At 38.8% G+C, this 17597-nt stretch carries 11 protein-coding genes and 1 pseudogene; all 12 read right to left on the reverse strand.

Going from position 1 to position 17597, the window contains the following annotated elements; translation table 11 throughout:
* Positions 1-99: 99 nt before the first annotated feature.
* The 12 genes and pseudogenes from B5E62_RS14480 to pglX all read right to left on the reverse strand — a co-directional run bounded on the left by B5E62_RS14480 (position 100) and on the right by pglX (position 17573).
* On the reverse strand, positions 100-537 hold the full coding sequence (locus tag B5E62_RS14480; protein WP_087175239.1) for an Hsp20/alpha crystallin family protein: 438 nt from the start codon (positions 535-537) through the stop codon (positions 100-102).
* Between the two features lie 567 nt (positions 538-1104).
* Entirely contained in the window at positions 1105-2316 is a 1212-nt protein-coding gene (locus B5E62_RS14485; RefSeq protein ID WP_087175240.1) for a site-specific integrase, read from the reverse strand.
* A gap of 107 nt (positions 2317-2423) precedes the next feature.
* Positions 2424-2618, reverse strand: coding sequence for a DUF6462 family protein (locus B5E62_RS14490; protein WP_004605493.1), 195 nt, complete (start codon positions 2616-2618; stop codon positions 2424-2426).
* Positions 2619-3472, reverse strand: a pseudogene (locus B5E62_RS14495) (ATP-binding protein). It lies immediately after the preceding gene.
* Positions 3469-4215 carry a replication initiator protein A gene (locus B5E62_RS14500; RefSeq protein ID WP_242957960.1) on the reverse strand — a complete coding sequence of 249 codons (747 nt, stop codon included), beginning with the start codon at positions 4213-4215 and terminating at the stop codon, positions 3469-3471. Before B5E62_RS14500 ends, B5E62_RS14495 begins: the two are co-directional and overlap by 4 nt.
* Before the next feature lie 403 nt (positions 4216-4618).
* Positions 4619-5005 (reverse strand): plasmid mobilization protein, encoded by a 387-nt coding sequence (locus B5E62_RS14510; RefSeq protein ID WP_087175241.1) that lies wholly within the window; start codon positions 5003-5005, stop codon positions 4619-4621.
* A gap of 630 nt (positions 5006-5635) precedes the next feature.
* Positions 5636-6718, reverse strand: a complete 1083-nt coding sequence (locus B5E62_RS17325) for a hypothetical protein (RefSeq protein WP_242957962.1) — start codon at positions 6716-6718, stop codon at positions 5636-5638.
* A 333-nt stretch (positions 6719-7051) separates the two neighbouring features.
* Positions 7052-9130, reverse strand: a complete 2079-nt coding sequence (gene brxL, locus B5E62_RS14520) for a protease Lon-related BREX system protein BrxL (RefSeq protein ID WP_087175242.1) — start codon at positions 9128-9130, stop codon at positions 7052-7054.
* A gap of 18 nt (positions 9131-9148) precedes the next feature.
* Positions 9149-9775, reverse strand: coding sequence for a hypothetical protein (locus B5E62_RS14525; protein WP_087175243.1), 627 nt, complete (start codon positions 9773-9775; stop codon positions 9149-9151).
* Position 9776: 1 nt separating this feature from the next.
* The gene (locus tag B5E62_RS14530; RefSeq protein ID WP_087175244.1) at positions 9777-11105 is read right to left on the reverse strand and encodes an AAA family ATPase; all 1329 of its coding nucleotides are present in this window, start codon (positions 11103-11105) and stop codon (positions 9777-9779) included.
* Positions 11106-11133: 28 nt separating this feature from the next.
* Positions 11134-13680, reverse strand: a complete 2547-nt coding sequence (gene pglZ, locus B5E62_RS14535) for a BREX-1 system phosphatase PglZ type A (protein ID WP_087175245.1) — start codon at positions 13678-13680, stop codon at positions 11134-11136.
* Between the two features lie 17 nt (positions 13681-13697).
* Entirely contained in the window at positions 13698-17573 is a 3876-nt protein-coding gene (pglX, locus tag B5E62_RS14540) for a BREX-1 system adenine-specific DNA-methyltransferase PglX (protein WP_087175246.1), read from the reverse strand.
* Positions 17574-17597 lie beyond the last annotated feature (24 nt).

Raw genomic sequence — 17597 nt, forward strand, 5'->3', positions numbered from 1 at the left:
TCTGAAATCTATATGAACGGCCCTCAAGCCGGAATATTTTCTATACTCCAAATACCATATAAAACCTCCCCGGGACAGGCTGCCCGGGGAGAAATCTCATTATCCTTCGATGGTCACGTAGCGGTTCTCCTCTACCTGCTTCTGGTCCTTCTTCGGGATATCCAGAGTGAGGATACCATTTTCAAACTTCGCGTGGATATCTTCCTGCGTCAGGTTCTTGCCCACATAGAAGCTTCTGCTCACATTTCCTGTGAAGCGCTCCTGCCTGATGTACTTGCCATCCTTCTTCTCGTCGTTGTTCACGTTCTTGGCCGCGCTGATAGTCAGGTAGCCTTCCTTCAGCTCTGCCTTGATCTCCTCCTTCTTAAATCCCGGCAGGTCAATCTCTACTTCGTAAGCGTCGTCCTTCTCTTTCACGTCTGTCCGCATGATCTGATCTGCTGAGCGTCTTCCGTAATACTTTCTGTCAACATCCGGGAAGGAAAAATCAAACCAGTCATTAAATAAATCTTCTCCAAAAATACTAGGCATCATCATAAGTCATCTCTCCTTTGATCATTCATTTATATTGGCACTCCGTGTAATCGGAGTGTTGGTTTTGAACTGTTGGAAGAGGATCTTTTTATTTCCTTTCCTTTGTTCTAAATGTAATATAACACTTATTGTTAGCACTGTCAAGAGGTGAGTGCTAATTTTTTAAATAATTTTTTTGGAAGGTTTTTGGAAAACCTCAAAAAAGCTTGATTTTACTGGCTTTTTCGGGCTTTCCAAATTTTCGATTTTTTCAAAAAATGGCTTACTACACCATTTTTACACCATTTCTACACCAATTTGCGCGAAAACTACGAGCCATGCAGGGACAAAATCGGGATGCCTTTTGGGAGCTTGCTCACATAAAGGCAGCTCCGGTTTTGGACCTATAAGGCGACAGCCGCGACCGAATGAACGCAGTTCATGAGGTGGCATGGCGAGTAGCTATCTGTAATCATTCTCAAGGAAATCTGAGTTAATTTACTACACCATCAAACGCGGAAAAATCCGTTTTTTTTGCGATTTTCACTCTAAGGCAGTCAAAAATCTCTGATTTGTAAACTGAAAATCCTGTCACATGATTTGAACCAAATCCATCTTCGCAATCTCTCTTTCGATCCTGGATCGGTCTGTGATGTGGTTATAAACTTCCATCGTGACACTGATGTTGGCATGTCCCATCACATACTGAACGACCTTCATATCCAGATCCGTCTCTGCCATTCGGGTACAGGCTGTATGTCGGAGAATGTGGGCGGAAATATGAGGTAGCTCTTCTGGCTTTCTCCTCTCCCGCTTTGCCCGCTCATTTTCTTCCTCGTTATACGCCTTCACAATATCCCGGAGAATAAAGTTCACGGTAGTCGGCATCATAGGACGCCCGCTCCTGCTCATGAATACGAAATTCGAAAGCCCTTCGATTTTCACATCCCTTGGAATTCCCATCTGAAAATTCAGCCGTCTCTGGGTCTCAAAGGCTTTTGCCACCATCTTGCTCATGGGTATCTCCCGGATCCCGGCTTCTGTCTTCGGCATGGTCACATGGAAATCACACCCGTCTCCATAGTTCTTATAGATCAGCTGATGATTCACGTATACGGTCCTGGTCTTCAGATCTACATTCTTCCAGGTGAGTCCGATCAGTTCTCCACAGCGGAGTCCGGTTCCGATCATCACCTGCAGAAGTGGCAGATAGATATGGAACACCTCGCTGTTCTTTACATAGTTCAGCAGATTTTTCTGCTGGTCAAAGGACAGGGCGGTGCGTTTCTTTTCCGGTTCCCCATAATCTCCCAGCGTTCTCTTGGCCGGATTCTTCCGGATGATATCGTCATCTACAGCCACCTCAAAGCTCGGTAAGATTATATTATGGAGAAACTTGATGGTACTGTGGGAATATTTCTGTTTGCTCAGTCGGGAATAAAACAGGCGTACATGAGATGGTCTTACCTGTACCACTTTCATCTGTCCGAGTTCATTCCTCACAAGACTGTTCCACATCCTTCTGTAATTGGCCTGTGTACTCTCTGCCAGCTTTCTGGTATCCATGTGGATTTCAAACAGGTCATTGAGAGTCATGTTCTTGCATTGGGTATCGGTCAGAATTCCTTCGCTCTGGTCTTTCTCAATCTCTTTTTCTTTTTTCCTGAGTTCAGCCAGATCCGGAGAATAAACGGCCAGGCGTCTGCCGGTCCGTTCATCTTTGTACCGGTACATATAGAGTCCATCCTTGCGCTGGGATTCCCCTGTCCTCAGATTTCTTCCTCTATTGTCTTTTCTTGCCACAAAACCATTCCTTTCTCTATTTCCACACCTCCCTGTTGTGGGGAATGGTCTTGTCCTGTCTATGAAAAGTATAGCACAAAACCAACCCCACGCACATCCGTGTTCCTCTATTCCGCTATTGCTTCCAGGTATTTTTCCACTTTCTGTACGGAGTACAATACCCGGCGGCCGATGGTGATCCGGGCTCCCGCATCTTCCGCAATCTTCCTTGCAGTCATCTGTCCGCAGGAAAGCATAGCGGCCAGACCTTCAATATCCACTGCCAGACGGCAGTTGCTCTCTCTTTCTTTTGTCTGTCTCATTTACCTCATCTCCTCCTTTATTCTTTTCTGCATTCGCCCCAGCTTTTCCTGAGCCGTACGTTTTCGAAGACTCTCACCTTTAAACTGAACCGGCACGCACATCTCCAGCAACCGGTCATAAATCCTGGCATGCGCTGTATCCTGCGGATTCTTTAACTCCTGCAGCGTCAGATTGGTCGTCGCGATCAGGGGCTTCCCACTCCGATATCTGCCGTCAATCACCGCATAGATCTGTTCCAGTCCGTACTCTGTCCCCCGCTCCATTCCAAAATCATCCAGAATCAGCAACGGAACTCTGCACAGATTTTTTATGTATGTATTCTTCTCTGAAAAATTAGCAGACAGATCATTCAGCACTTCCGCAAAATTGTTCATACGTACTTCTATCTCCTGTTTCAACAGTGCATTGGCAATACAGCCCGCCAGAAAACTTTTCCCGGTTCCCACTGCTCCCCAGAAGAGGTAGCCTGTATTTTCCGCCTTCATTGTTTCCCAGTCTTTCACATAAAGCTTTGCAAGCACGGTATTTTCGGAAAGTCCCTTATCATTCTTAAATGTCCATTCCTTCATGGATCTATCCGAGAAACAATGTTCCTTCAATTCTCTGACGACAGCTTCATGGCGCTGCTGTTCCCTGTACTGTTCCTCTTCTTTTCTCTTTTGCCTCCGGCACTCACATTCACGCGGATGTTTTTTATTCCCAAAACTCCAATTTTCTCCTGATCGAAATAAGCCTCCTTCGGTTCATGGCATTGTCCACAATACAGGAGCCCGTCTTCTCCGATGTAATCCTTCCCGGTTCTTTCTCCCTGCTGACTCATGTTCTTTACTGTTTCTTCTACCATCTTGTTCATAAACTTTCCTCCTCACTGCAGGTATAATCCGGAACGTTTTTTACCGGGGCTGACCGTTCTGCCCATCTTCTCAAGGTAACAGCATGATCAGCATATTGCTTTCCACTGGAACGCATATAACTGGACAGTTCCTCGATCAGCCTGTCTAATTCCCGGATCTCCTGTTTCAATTCTCCATATTCTGTTTCGGAGAGAAACACATTGTGATATTTACCATAGGCAGAGTGCGCTTCTCTCTCTTTATTTATTTGACTATATATCATTTGACTATTACTCGTTTTATTAGGGGATACTTTTCTACCCCTCACAGGGACAGTTTTCTTTCCCTCATAAGTATCTTTTTCTTTCCCTATGGGGGATAATTTTCTTTCCTTCACAGGGACACTTTTCTTTCCCTCTGCCGGGATTCTGACATACAGCAGATTGGGCTTTGAAAATCCCTGCTTTTGTCTTTCTAAAAGTCCGGCATCTTCCAGTTCATTCAAAGCTTTCTTAATGGTCATATGACTCTTTACCAACACTTGCGCCAAATCCATGATTGGGTAAATCACGTAAATATACCCTTTTTCATTCTTCCATCCGTTATTCCTTGAAATCTTGGACCAATCCAGCAACAGGGCATACAAAATCCTGGCTGTCTGAGTCAGGTTCATATCCAACAGAAACCGTGGGTAAGGAATGAAATCCCTGATCAGGGTCCGCTCTGTCAAATATTCCATCTGGTCTCTATTCTTCACATCCATCCTTTTGTTTCTGTCTGATTTTCCGCCGGCGGCTTCGCTTGGATTCATAACAGGGGCAACAGACAATCACAGTCCGGAAACTCTGCTTGCAGTCCCCGACACATTTCCTGCAGGTGTCATTGTGGGCGATGCGCCCTCTTTCATTGAGAAAAAAGGCCAATTCCTGTTTCCTTTTCTTGCTCATTCTCGGCACAGACATTCCTCCTTCCTGCCATCCTGCCAGTACTTGGTACAGGACAGCGAAATATGGTCGCGTTTCGGTATCATTTTTTGCATTTTTTGCCCTTTACGACAGGCTTTTTTGACCTCAAATATATTTGCCTGGGGTTTATCCTATCTGACGGCAGAAAACGCTGTTTGGTCGTGTTTCGGTATCGTTTTAGAACAATTCATCTGGACTACTTTAACCGCCCCGATAATCCCGTTCAAAATCCCCTGCCATCTTCAACACTTCTTCCCTGAGTGCAAATAATTCCGCGATACAGTGACGGATTTCATCCTCCATAGCCAGCGAACGATCCCCGCCCGTATTGAAGTACCGTGTAATCTGATTCAGATTCACACCAATCTTTCCATACTCGCCTACCAACCTTCGGAGTTCTTCCATATCGGCGACCACTTCTACCCGATGCACGATTTCCTTTTCCACCAAAAGTTTCCGCAGGCATTCGGATCTGGACACCCCCAGGATCTCTGCCTTCCTGTCCAGAAGTTCCAGTTCAATATCCGACAGCCGGACTCCGACAAAATGCGGATAGTTCAGTTCCCGTTCTAATCTCTTTTTTCTCATGGCTCCTCCTTTTTTCTCTTTTCTGTTACTTCAGTAACATCACAAATGGGAGAACCGGCAGTCCTGCCGGAATCTACCTTTTGTGCTGCGTCCCACTTTCCAGTGGACGCCAATATCTGCCAGATCGGCAGATCATCGAGGGTATGGGGAATCGAAATCCCAAGCAAGAGCCCTACACTGGAAAACACGATAGTGTATTACGGGGTGGATCTTGCTCTATAATATCTACCCCCTCACTTAACGTAACCGGGAGTGGCTATTATACAACGGCAAAAAGAAATCATTTCATTCTTTTCGATCAGATCCGCTCTTATCTTTTTATTCTTTAAAGATCCCCTCACTTAACCCAATCGTCATAGGCAGAAATACAAGGAGATTCGAAAAATCTTTTAATTTTCTGCTTCAAAAAAGATTTCCCCTCACTTATAGAAAGGAAATTCGTGAATTATACAGTGTGTGGAGACAAAGTTTTAATAAAGTGCATAAAAAAACATCCCGTCTTTTTTGACCGGATGCCAGATTTTAATTCATAGATTTCTGTTATAAAAAATAGCCACCAGATTTTCCGGCAGCTATTCGCAGTTTCCTTTTCATTTATAGATTTTATTTCGTCATACTAATATATAATCGTCATTTATTTCTTGGCATTTTAAACTCAGTTAATTTATAATTTTGAATCCAGCCCATACATTCTTCACCATCTTCATTCTCCCAAATAATCTGTCTCCATTTTTTATATTTATCTCTAATTCTAACGATTTGCCCTTCCTCAAGTTTTTCAATTACAATTGAATGACAATCATGCTTCAGACGTACAATAGATTCTCTATTAACAATTCTATATTTCGTCGCATTGAGCTCTTTTGCATCATATCCAAAACCAACAACATAATAATTGTTGACCTGTTGCGTATAATTATAATTATTTATCGTTGTTGGTGATGAATTCATAATTTCCCAAAAAAAAGATATGAGCATAATAATAAAACCTAGCCATTCTCGTATGTCTTTTGCATCTATCTTTCGCTTTTCTGTTACTGGTAAATCTTGATTTTCTTTATTTAAAGGAATGTCTGTTACTTTTTCATATTCCGTTGCAATAGTTTCCGACACTGTATCAATATCCCATTCCTCGACCTCTGAAAAAACTTGATCTGTAACTCTTCCCAACAAATTTATATTTACATCTTCCAATGCTTTTTGCGATAATGCAGAAAATGTAGAATTGTTTTTCAAAATTTGAGAAATAAGAGAGCTACTACCAGCTTCCTGCAGTATTGTCGATAAACCTGAAATACTTGCTGATATTCCACTTATCTTCAAAAAGTCCGCAGATATCTTTAATGGTTCTATCATTTCATTCAGTACTCTAATAGCTCCATCAATATTATGAGTGTTTACTCCTAATGAGTTGCTCATATTCTCTGTGAAACTTTTGAGTCCTGAAAAATCATAGTCCTTCATCCATGCAGTCTGATTTGCCATTAAGTTTCCCATCATACTAAATGATTCCATATGCAATTTACGCATTTTATTATAGCTACCAAGCATTTTCTGAGTTTCTGTCAATATAGGATTCCTTGCAATACCTGAAATTTCTTTCATCATCTTTGAATCATATATTCCTGCAAACTGTGATAATGCTGCACTTACCCCTGAAATATTTATTGGTTTTATTATATTGTTTATATTTGATTCATCATATTTACTCATACTTTTCCTCCATAGCAGGAATACCATACCGATATAATGCCGTCTGCATTAACACGGCTCATACCAAAATCATCCATAAGCTACTTCACATATTGAAAAGCAAAGGTGTTATTGATATAGGATGCCCTTTGGATATCCTGTGCAATACCCATATTATATGCCATCAACAATAAATTAACATTCTTAGCCAGATCTGGAAATTAGTCTTTTATCAAATGCAGTAAATGTCTTTCTATCATCCAGAGATGCCTGATGTTACCACAACATCTCTTCAAAATTCTGTTCAAAAACAATTCATCACCTTCATATCTGCTTTTGTACTGCGCTCAATTCTTATTCCACACCAAGTGTCTTAAATACTGCTTCTTCTGCCGAAGAATAGAAAATTAAGCTAAATGCACCTACTAAATCCGATGGTACAGTTCCCAAATCTCCTGCAGAAGTAATTGGAAGCAATACTTTCTTCGCTCCACTATCCAAGCATACTTGCAGGGTACTTGCCAGTTCATCCACCTTAATCAGAGTGCCTCCGATACTGATTTCACCAAGAATCGCAAGGCTACTCAATGGTGTCTTTCCAAGTGCTGCGGAACAGATTGCAATCAGTGTCGGCAATGCCAGATTTCCTGTCATTCCAATGCCCTGCATATCTTGATAGTTGATAATATAATCCTTTGTTGTGGTACTAATCTGACCGGAAATTCGGTTCCCATTGGCTTTCAGGTAATTAAATGCTGTATTTGTTGCTTCTTTCGGCTCTTTTCCTGATCCAATACCAGTACAAATCAGCTTTCCATTTCCAGGCATCATCTGTGTTTCCAACATATAACAGCCGAGCATTCCTGTCTTTGATTTCGAAACGGTATAGACAGATCCTGGTTTTCCCATTCCCTCTGGAATCAGCTTTCCGCCGCCCTGCTCTGGAACAGAAACATAATACTCTTCAAAACTGTCATTATCTGTATAAGAGAAATTCACATCATAGAACTCCATACCACCGATCTTTTTCAACTGTTCTTTTACTCTGCGGCGGAGTTCCAGTGAAATCTCCACAATCTCACGTAACTCTTCTTTTGTTACCTCGCCGTCCGGATAAAGTAACTTTGTAAATCCAGAAATCATCTTACGGACAGCAATGGTATCACGCTGGTTCAGATTATTTCCAAGTCGGAAATACTTGTCCATCAGATCACTATAGCTGTCCTTACGCAATTCACGCATAAACTCTGACAGATAATCTGTGATAAATCCATAATCGTTGGTAAAGGAATCTGGTCTGTATTTGGGAATCTCCCAACCTGGAATATAGCAATGCATACGATCCAGGAACGCTGTATCTGTTCCCATTTCCGGTGGAAATGGATCAAATAAACTGGAAGTCTTCAAAAGGGTATCTACACTCTGGTTGATATTTCCTACGAACACCATAGAAGCCTTTGCCTGAATCTCTGCCTTTCCTCGTGAAAATGCTCCGGATGCCATGTATCCTTTCATAATCTGAATACCGTCTTTATCTTTGAACTTAATACCGGCAACCTCGTCAAAAGCAACACAATCCCACATACCAACAAGACCTACTGTATGATTGGACATGTTATAAAAAAGATTAGCAACTGTTGTCTGTCCACCTGCAACCAATATACTGTTCGGTGAGATCTGCTCATATATGTATGATTTACCTGTAGAACGTGGTCCCAACTCACAAAGGTTAAAGTTATTCTCTACTAGCGGAATCATACGCGCAATCAGCAACCACTTCGCTCTCTCGCTGAAACGATCCGGCTCCAGACCTGTAGAACGAAGCAAAATATCCATCCATTCTTCTTTGGTAAAGGCTTTTCTTCCATTTCTTACTTCATCCATATCCACATGTGGCATCTGGATTGGTGTTAGCTTTCGGATACGAATCGGCGGTGTATTCTTCTTATCTTCTTCGATAAACTCATACTCCATCTGCAATATACACCAAATACCACCACAAAGCAGACGGTCATACTCCTTCACATAATCCGGATGAATTGTAATTCCCTTTACGCCCAGATTGGAGAACATAGCCTCATAGCGGTCTTCCTTTGTATTTAACACAACCGTAATTCGGTCAATCACTGTGTAACTTCCTCTTTCACGCAAAAGAGAGAGAATCTTCTGCGCCTCATCCGGACGCACATAGTTATCTCTCAAAATACGCTTTACATTTTCTACTCCCTCTTCAATGATTTCGTCATCATCAGAATTACAGTACTGTCCAAGGAGATATTCCAGTACATAGACCGGAACATTGGCTCCTTCACGGATAGACTTTGTTAAATCCTTCCGGACAATACGACCATCATAGTATTGACGGAGCTTTTGCTTTATTTCTTCTCTCTTATCTTCGGTTTTATTTTCCTGTGTGTTGCTGAATTCGTCCATAACCTACCTCTTATCATATTAGGATATCACCAATTTTCCCAATAATACTCCAGTTTTTTCGTCCTTATTCATCTTAATTCTTTTATGTACAATTTTAAATTCTTCACCAAGTTCTAAAAACAGTTGATCCTTCTCCCACTCATCTTTAACAGGGTCTCGTGCCTTTTTTCCCAAGCTTGGAACAAAAGCTCTTGGATTAGTTTTGTTACTGTTGGCTGAAAATTTTTCTTCATCATATGTTGTGTACGCTACAATATCTATTATCTTAATACCAAGAAAATCAGCAATTGCTAATGAAGTCAAATAACTTGTTCGTACTTTAGGTTTTATCGACTCAAGCCATGTATTATATCCAACACTGCTTTTCATTTCTATCAAATGAAGACGCCACCCGTCATCCACTTGTTCAAACAAAATATGATCTACACTCTTTTGCATGCCTCTTTTCTTATCTGGTCTAAGAAAGTTACATTTCTTTTTATCATCAAAATTGTAAATGCATAAATTATCATTTTTAATAGTCACATCTAAATCGCTCTTCCCGGAATCTTTCTCTTCTTTCAAATGATAATTATGCCGCATATCCCAAAAATATTGTTCCATTATAAAATTATCAATGGCATATTGTACTCTTTTCGTATACATATTAATCCTCCTGGAAGGCATAAACTTCTCGAACTATTTTATCTAACGCATTGTTAAATGTTGGAACAACAAATCCATATTTAGTACATTCCAGTTTTTCAAGTTTTGACTTATTTGATTTCATATGAACGAACTGATACATTGAAACATCTTGGCTATCCAATAAATCTTTTTTATCATAATTATATTCACTCATTAATTCAGTGCATTGCGGATGTTTTTTCAGCTTTAACATATTATTAACATGTTGTAAAATCGTATCGCTATGCGTTGTCAGCCATACTGGTATACCTGAATTAACAATGTTAATTATTAATCTCGCCATTGTCTGTTGTAATTCCGGATGTAAATGTGCTTCTGGTTCTTCGATTATAAGCGTCTTAAAGTTAATATCTGATTTAAATAATAATAATAATGGTGAAATCTCTGTTACTATCGAAGATGCTAAATATAATGGTATTTCTTTTGTCATTCCATTTGGACGATATTTTATAACAGGCATTATGTCTTTTTTAGTAGTAACATTACCTTTTGTCATATATTCTTCGATAAACTGAACAATTGCTTCATTTTTCTTGGTAAGCTTATTTTTTGTTTCAAATTTAGTAATCAATTGAAGGAAATCAATATATGGAAGCGTTAAAATACTAGTGTTTTCCTCCATAGTAGGTGCATAGCTTACCTGTAATGAATTTTCAATCAACTGAGAATATGTCAACATAAAACCAGTGCGTGAGGCAGGAAGATATACTGGTTCACCCATACGTCTTCCTTTAACAACTGGTGTATATAAAGGCTCTGCTATTCCATACATCAAAATGTTCCAACAGATATAAGCGTTCATTCTAAGAAGTTGTTCTCTGCTATATGTTTCCTGTTTTGGAAATTTCAAATATGTCTGTGCAACTGAGTATCTTTCTGCATGATCTTCCCATTTAATTTCAATTTTGTTGTTTCGCTTATAATTCTTAATTTCAATTTTTTCAGCTTCCACATTATAACTAAATATTCTTTTTAATAGATTTTTTTTATTATTAAAAAGCAATTCATTAAACCAAGATACATACATATCTAGGTCTTCTTCTGTAAGTTCTCTATTCTTATTTAGGCTTTCTCTTAACCAATTTTCACATCTTTTATATGTTTTTGCCTCTGATGGCATTTTCGGAAAAATATCCTTGCCTAATGTTAATACTCCCCATAGCAGACTCATAAGATAACTTTTTCCACTATTATTATCCCCAACAAAGCACATTAATGGCGAAATACTAACATCTGCCTCAGCAATTTTTCCAAAATTTTCAACATGCAATGTCCAAAGCTTATCCATATACTTCTACCGTCCTTCCTATATTGTTTTAAAAACCAAAATCATCCACAAATGCAATATCGATCATAAATTCATACTGTTGCAGAATATTCTTCTCATCATTCGCATCTGCCAGCACCAGATAATACTTATCACCATACTTATATTCTCTGGACTTCAATGTGAATTTCTCATGGAATGTTCGCTTCTCCGGTGCGTCATCTCTACTGTTCGCAACAATCGGTACGTCAAAAGATATCTTTTCTCCATCTTCTGTCATAAAATATGCCACCAAGCTTCTCGCCTTCATGGTATCTGCCACTTTCTCTGTCTGAATGAAATCAAAGTAAGTGATTAGATTTGTTACCTTTCGATTCACGGAAGTCAGAATCACATCTACATAATCATAAGCAACTGCTCTGGTATTCGTTGTCAATTCAATAACCGGAATCAGCATTTCCTGAAGTGAAGAACCTCCATGTACATAGTTCTGTCCTCCACCGGCTACCTTGAAAATGTCTGCTCCAATCGGTGTTGTCACATATAAATTATTCATATATGTCATCAATCTGGACTTCATTCCTGGCTCTTTAACTTCCTGTGTAGTAAGCAAGAATCGTTTGTTGGAATATGCACAGATCTCCCGGTCATATGATACTTTGTCAAATTCTTGCAACTTGTCTCTCTTATACAGGAAGCCATGATCTGCTGTAATAAAGAATTTAGGTGCTGATATATAGCCAGTCAGTTTCTTGATCAACTTATGAATCTCTTCGATTGCTTCGGAGCAAGCTGTAAATACTTCATTTTCACTGGCAGGTTTATCCCCACGAGCATCCACCTGATTATGATAAATGTATACGATATTCTTCTTCTGCAACAACTCGCGGATTTTCTCTTTATTGGCACTTGCCACTTCATCAAATGCTAAAGCAACATTATTTTTATTCTGTGCCTTTAATATCTTATCCCTTGATACCAAATCAACACAGCTCTGTCCATCTACTGTAACATTTAATTTATCATCTACCCGTAACTCATTGTGAGGTAAAAGGCTTGCCATTCCCACTGATGTTACAGAAGGAAGGCTACTTATCGTACACTCCAATTTAGGAGTACATTTTTCATCCAGTTCCAATCGTTCCATCAATTCTTTTGCACATTCATACCGAAAAGCATCAGAAATAATAACGATAACACGGTTCTTTCCTTCATACTCCTTCAGATAGTTCCGATAAAAGTCTTCCTGACGTTTTAATCCGGTATCTGCCATTAAATTATCTGTCAGTTCCTGATTCCACTTCGGTGTTACTTTCTGCAGATAAGTAAAGGAATACATATTCTCAATGCGCTCTCTTACCTTTGAAAATCTCTCTGCATCTTCAATACAATCATAGGCACTGTAAAACCATCTATAATAAGAATCAATCAAATATATCTGTTTCTGATAATCTGCCACCATAGCCTTGATATCACTGGTTACTTCCAAAACAGATACCGCTTTCATCATCTGATAAGCATATTTGATTGCCTGATATTCGTTTTTATATACATTTCCAAAATGGCAGGACTTTACTGTTCTCTGCTCTGCAATCTGAGCAAGGTTCATGCCATCAATCTGAGCATCCAGGATCTCATCATTCAACTGATCCAGTGCCCAGTCAATTAAGATATTATCCAATTCTCTGAACGCATCACAATTTGCAATATCCAAAAGCTGTGCAGACTGATCTTTTACTTTGCCTACATCTTGTTTCAGCTCATCTCGGATTTTGCTCACTACTCGCAATGTCTTATCCACTTTTTCTGATAATGCATCATAATCATCCTGATAAAGTACATTATCCATCAAATTTCGGACAAATACGACCACATCATTCTTCTTTTTCAATACATAAGATTTCAGAACAGCTGGCAATGTATCTTTCAGCGCTACTGATGCATAAGTCAAGAGCATACATGCTGCCAGATCATCTACGTTTGGATTTTCAGACTGATATCCAAAATATTTCTCACTTAACTCCCAGAACTTTTCCAAAAGTCCGTTATCCTCAAGTGCTTTCATGTATGCATCACTATCGTTTAATAATAACTGTCTTGTAATTTCTTCAAAATTCGGAGTCTTTACATCTGTAAGCACAGCAATAAGACCAATATCAATGGTTTCTACATTGAAATGGTCTATGCCGAGTTCTTTAAACTTCTCAATACGCTTCTTATTCTTCCAGAAGTTGCTGTACTGTGCCAGATGTTCTTTAAACCGGTTATCAATTCCAATCTCCTGTGACATCTGGGAGACTCGGTCCGTGTAGTACGGAACCGAGTAATAATACATATCAGCTAATGGATTCTCAGCATCACTTGGTTTTGGAAATGGTGCATATACAAGATATTTGTTCTTTGTATCTGATTCATTCAATAACCATTTTGAATACAACCAGTTACTTCCATCCAGAATATGTAATTTTGCATTATCCAACTGTAACTCAGATACTTCGTCTTCATATTCTCCTTTATCATCAAACCAAAATATAATACGAGTCTCTTCCTTGGAAAACTCTGTATTCAACTGATCTTGTATATTTAATAAATCCATCTATATCTTCCCACTTTCTATTTTAGTTTTGCCAGAAGATCCACTTTTAAAGCTTTCTTCCCCTCTTGGGCAACTTCCACTCCCTGGAATTTCTCATAATTTACTTTCACGCCATCATCCAGATCAATCTGAATTCTCTTATTTGCAATATGAGCAATTGCTTCATCATAAATCTTCATTTCTGCAAGCTGCTTTGTATATTTCGTCACTGCTTTGGTTGCCTTAGATTTTTCTGAAGCTGATGATGCATTGTCAATGGTATACTGAGCACTATGCATAGCTGTCTCTACATATTTCTGTGCTCGATGTAAATAATCTGTTCTTACACGTCCAACAGTATCCGCATCATAACGGTGCATGTAAATCAGTGCTTTAAATCCATTTTGCTTTCCACTGTCAAATAACCAGTAAATCGGTCTCTTCTGATATACTTTCAGATGATCTGTATAAAAATCCTTCAAAAAGTAGTTGCGGATGACTTCTCTGGATGTGTCACCTTTATTGCCTAATGCATTTGCGATAAAGTCAAGGTTCTCTTCCAAGGTATCTGAACCGTATACTATTTTGACAAATTCTACAAAACGTGCCACGATATCATCTGAAAAATATTCTTCATCTGTAATTGGAATCACATTATCATAATCAACACTATAACTCAAACGTGTTGCTTTTCTCCAATCTTCATCATCTCGGAAATATCCATAATTATACTCTGCCAAACTTACCCCGGTATAACCATCCAAAGGCGATCCATCTTTCGCCAATGGTGAAACGCCTTGACATTTCCAATATATATTATCTATATCTCCGCCTGCATATACTAATCCTTCTCTGTCAAGAGAATACCTTCCAAACATATTTCCTACCGCATACGAAACAAAGCTTCTTATATCCGTATATTTATCGGCATTTCTTAAAAGTACCTCAACATTAGTCGCATTGAAGTTTTTCTCTTCAACATCATATATTATAGAAAACAACTCATTTATCCTTATTTCCGCATTAAGAACTAACTTATTTCGTTCCGTACAATCTTTATCCCATACCTTATATGCATTGTCTATAAATCCATCACTATTTAATGCACGATAAACCAAAGGATTCCTATCATACTCCCAGGATGTTTCATATGAATCCCATTCAGCTTTTGCTCCCTGAACACATTTTTTTACAAGATTAGTTATTTCTTCATAATACTGTTCTGACATAATAATCGGTAATCTTGCAATATCTCCTGCTTGATAATTTATTGTTGGAGCTAACATCTGTAATATTTCACATGCCAATTCTGTATTACAGAATCCAAGATAATACTCTGTATTCTCATTTCCATTATAAAATGACATACCCGCAATATCAGAAATGTTATGTTTTTTTAATCTGAAAGTTGGTTTTCCGGCACTTATCAATGACCATGTACCAGATGGAACAAATTTCATACTGTCTGGATAGTCTTGTACATTTCGCTTTTCCTTTTTTGCGGCTCCTATAACTCTTTCTCCCCCGTTCATCCAATTTATAACATATTCTTCATTTCCATACCATTTTCTTGCATCTCCACCCTTATTGTATGGAAACCACTTTTTGTTTGATTTTATAGCTTCTTCTGCTGAATTAGCATCCATCATTGCATTATTGAAATTAATTTCCCACCAATAGCGCAAAAATTCATTATTGTCACCTGTTTTTAAACCGTTCCTTACAGTTGTTAAACATCCTAATGGCTTACCTTGTTTAAAAGCTTTTTGTATCCCTTTATCAGCCCAATAAGCATATGGGGCACCTTCTATTATTTCAAATTCATCTTGTTTTTTTTCATATTCAATCCGCTTCAAATAGTAATTTCCTTCTATTGAAGCATTAGAATTATAGTTTAAAAAATCAAATTTATAATTTCTATTATGTTTTGCATTAAGAAATATATCTCTTATATCTTCAGGATCTATATATTGGAATGTTCTTTCATATAATTTATAATACTTTCCAACATAAGAAGGTATTTTAATATTCTTAATACAGAATGCTACAGAACCAAAATCTATACCAAATATTCCACGACCCATATGGAGCATATTCAATATAGTTTCTTCATTTAAAATTTTCTTTCTTAATTTTTCATATGAGTTCAAGAATAAAAAGGACGGCTGTGTAATCATAGCATAATATCTATTATTTCCAGATAATTTTCTACATTTTTCAATAAAGACAGCGAAAAAATCACTTCTACTATCGTTATAATTGTCTTTCACATATCTCGATAATTTAGTTCCCATTCCAGAAGATCCCATATACGGCGGATTCGTCACCACAGCATCATATTTCTGTCCAAGATTCCGTGCCACTCTTACCAGTTTTCGCAAGCTTTCTTGTGTCTCCTCACTCCCCACACTTTCAAATGAAATTTGTCCACCTGTACCTAAATCATCTACAAATCTTTCCAGTACCTCCCAATCACATGCATCTACATTCAAAATAGATCCATACTCTTTAGCATCATTAAAAGTATCCAGTAATCTTTCTATCTGCATGACCGCCAGATTTCTTTCCATCTCACTCAAATGTGTTCCAAAGAACTGCAGATGATTCCGATTGATTTCGTTACTCTCTACAATCGCATACACTTTCGGCTCTGGCTTTCCATCTCTTCCACGCAAGAATCGTCTATTATATCCTCGTCCTTTCATCATAACTGCAAAATACGCCAGCTGATATGCTCTTTGATCAATATCCAGTCCATGAATATTATGCTCTACGATTTTAAATGCTGCTTCTCTTTTGTCATATCCGGCACTTTCATAGATATCCATCAGCACATCGAACATAGCAATCAAGATATGTCCACTTCCCATACACGGATCAATACAGGTAATCTCTGTCGGTTTCAGATCCTTGTATGTAGTACGGATTTCTGCCAGCTTCACATTAACAGAATCTTCCTGCTCTGCTTCCGGAAGATAGTATTTCCATCCGAACCTTTCTGCAGTTGCTTTCTCGTCTGTACTTGGATCTACTGCCCTCAAATGCTCGATCCAGATTCTTCCCACAGAGTTTTCAACCATATAGCGAACAATCCAGTCTGGTGTAAAAAGCTGGGTTGCTGCCGGAATTCGCTCTTTTGTGATTTTCACATTCTTTTTCAGTTTTGCAAAAGTATCATCTTTTAATTCTGTATTGTAATACTGATATAGCCATCCAATGATTTCCACCTGTCCAGTTGGATTGCCTTCTTCATCCAGTGTAGATACATTAAAATCAGCTTCTGGAATACCTGTCTCTGGATTCACTAACATATAGATGACATCATCTTTATTCGTGTAGGAAATACCAAACAGCAATTCCATATAATCCGAATCTGCCTCAAACAGTCCTGGCAGAATATCATGCAACTGATGACACTGTTTCAGGAACAATTTACCAAACATTTTATCCGTATCTTCAGATGTACCGCTCATTTTCCAATTGATGACCTCTTCTTTTTCCTGTTCAGTCAAATCTAAATCTACATCCGGTGCCTGAGTTACAAGATCCGGTTCCATCTTTCCTTCTTTTTCAGAGGAGAGTACACGAACTCTGTTTGGAAGATAATCATTTACTTCCATAAAACGGATCGCACAGATTCGGTTGAACCAGGTATAAGCGACTTCTTCTACAACTGCTTCAAAACCTCGGGATTCAATCTGGGATACCAGTTTTCTTCTCTGCTCACACTGTCTTTTATTCAATGTCACTTCTGTTCCTGCAACGGTCTGGTATACTTCAAAGTCTGCTCCCTTGGTAATCGGTTCACTGCATGATTTTTCTGTAATTCCGAGCATACCGGCTTTATCTGTAACAGAATCAATCAGTTTCTTTCTTGCTTCTATGGCAAATTTCTTTATCACATTCTTGTTCATGTACTATTTCCTCCCACTGGAATA

This window comes from Lachnoclostridium sp. An118, assembly GCF_002160985.1.
GTDB classification, from domain to species: Bacteria; Bacillota; Clostridia; order Lachnospirales; family Lachnospiraceae; genus Claveliimonas; species Claveliimonas stercoravium.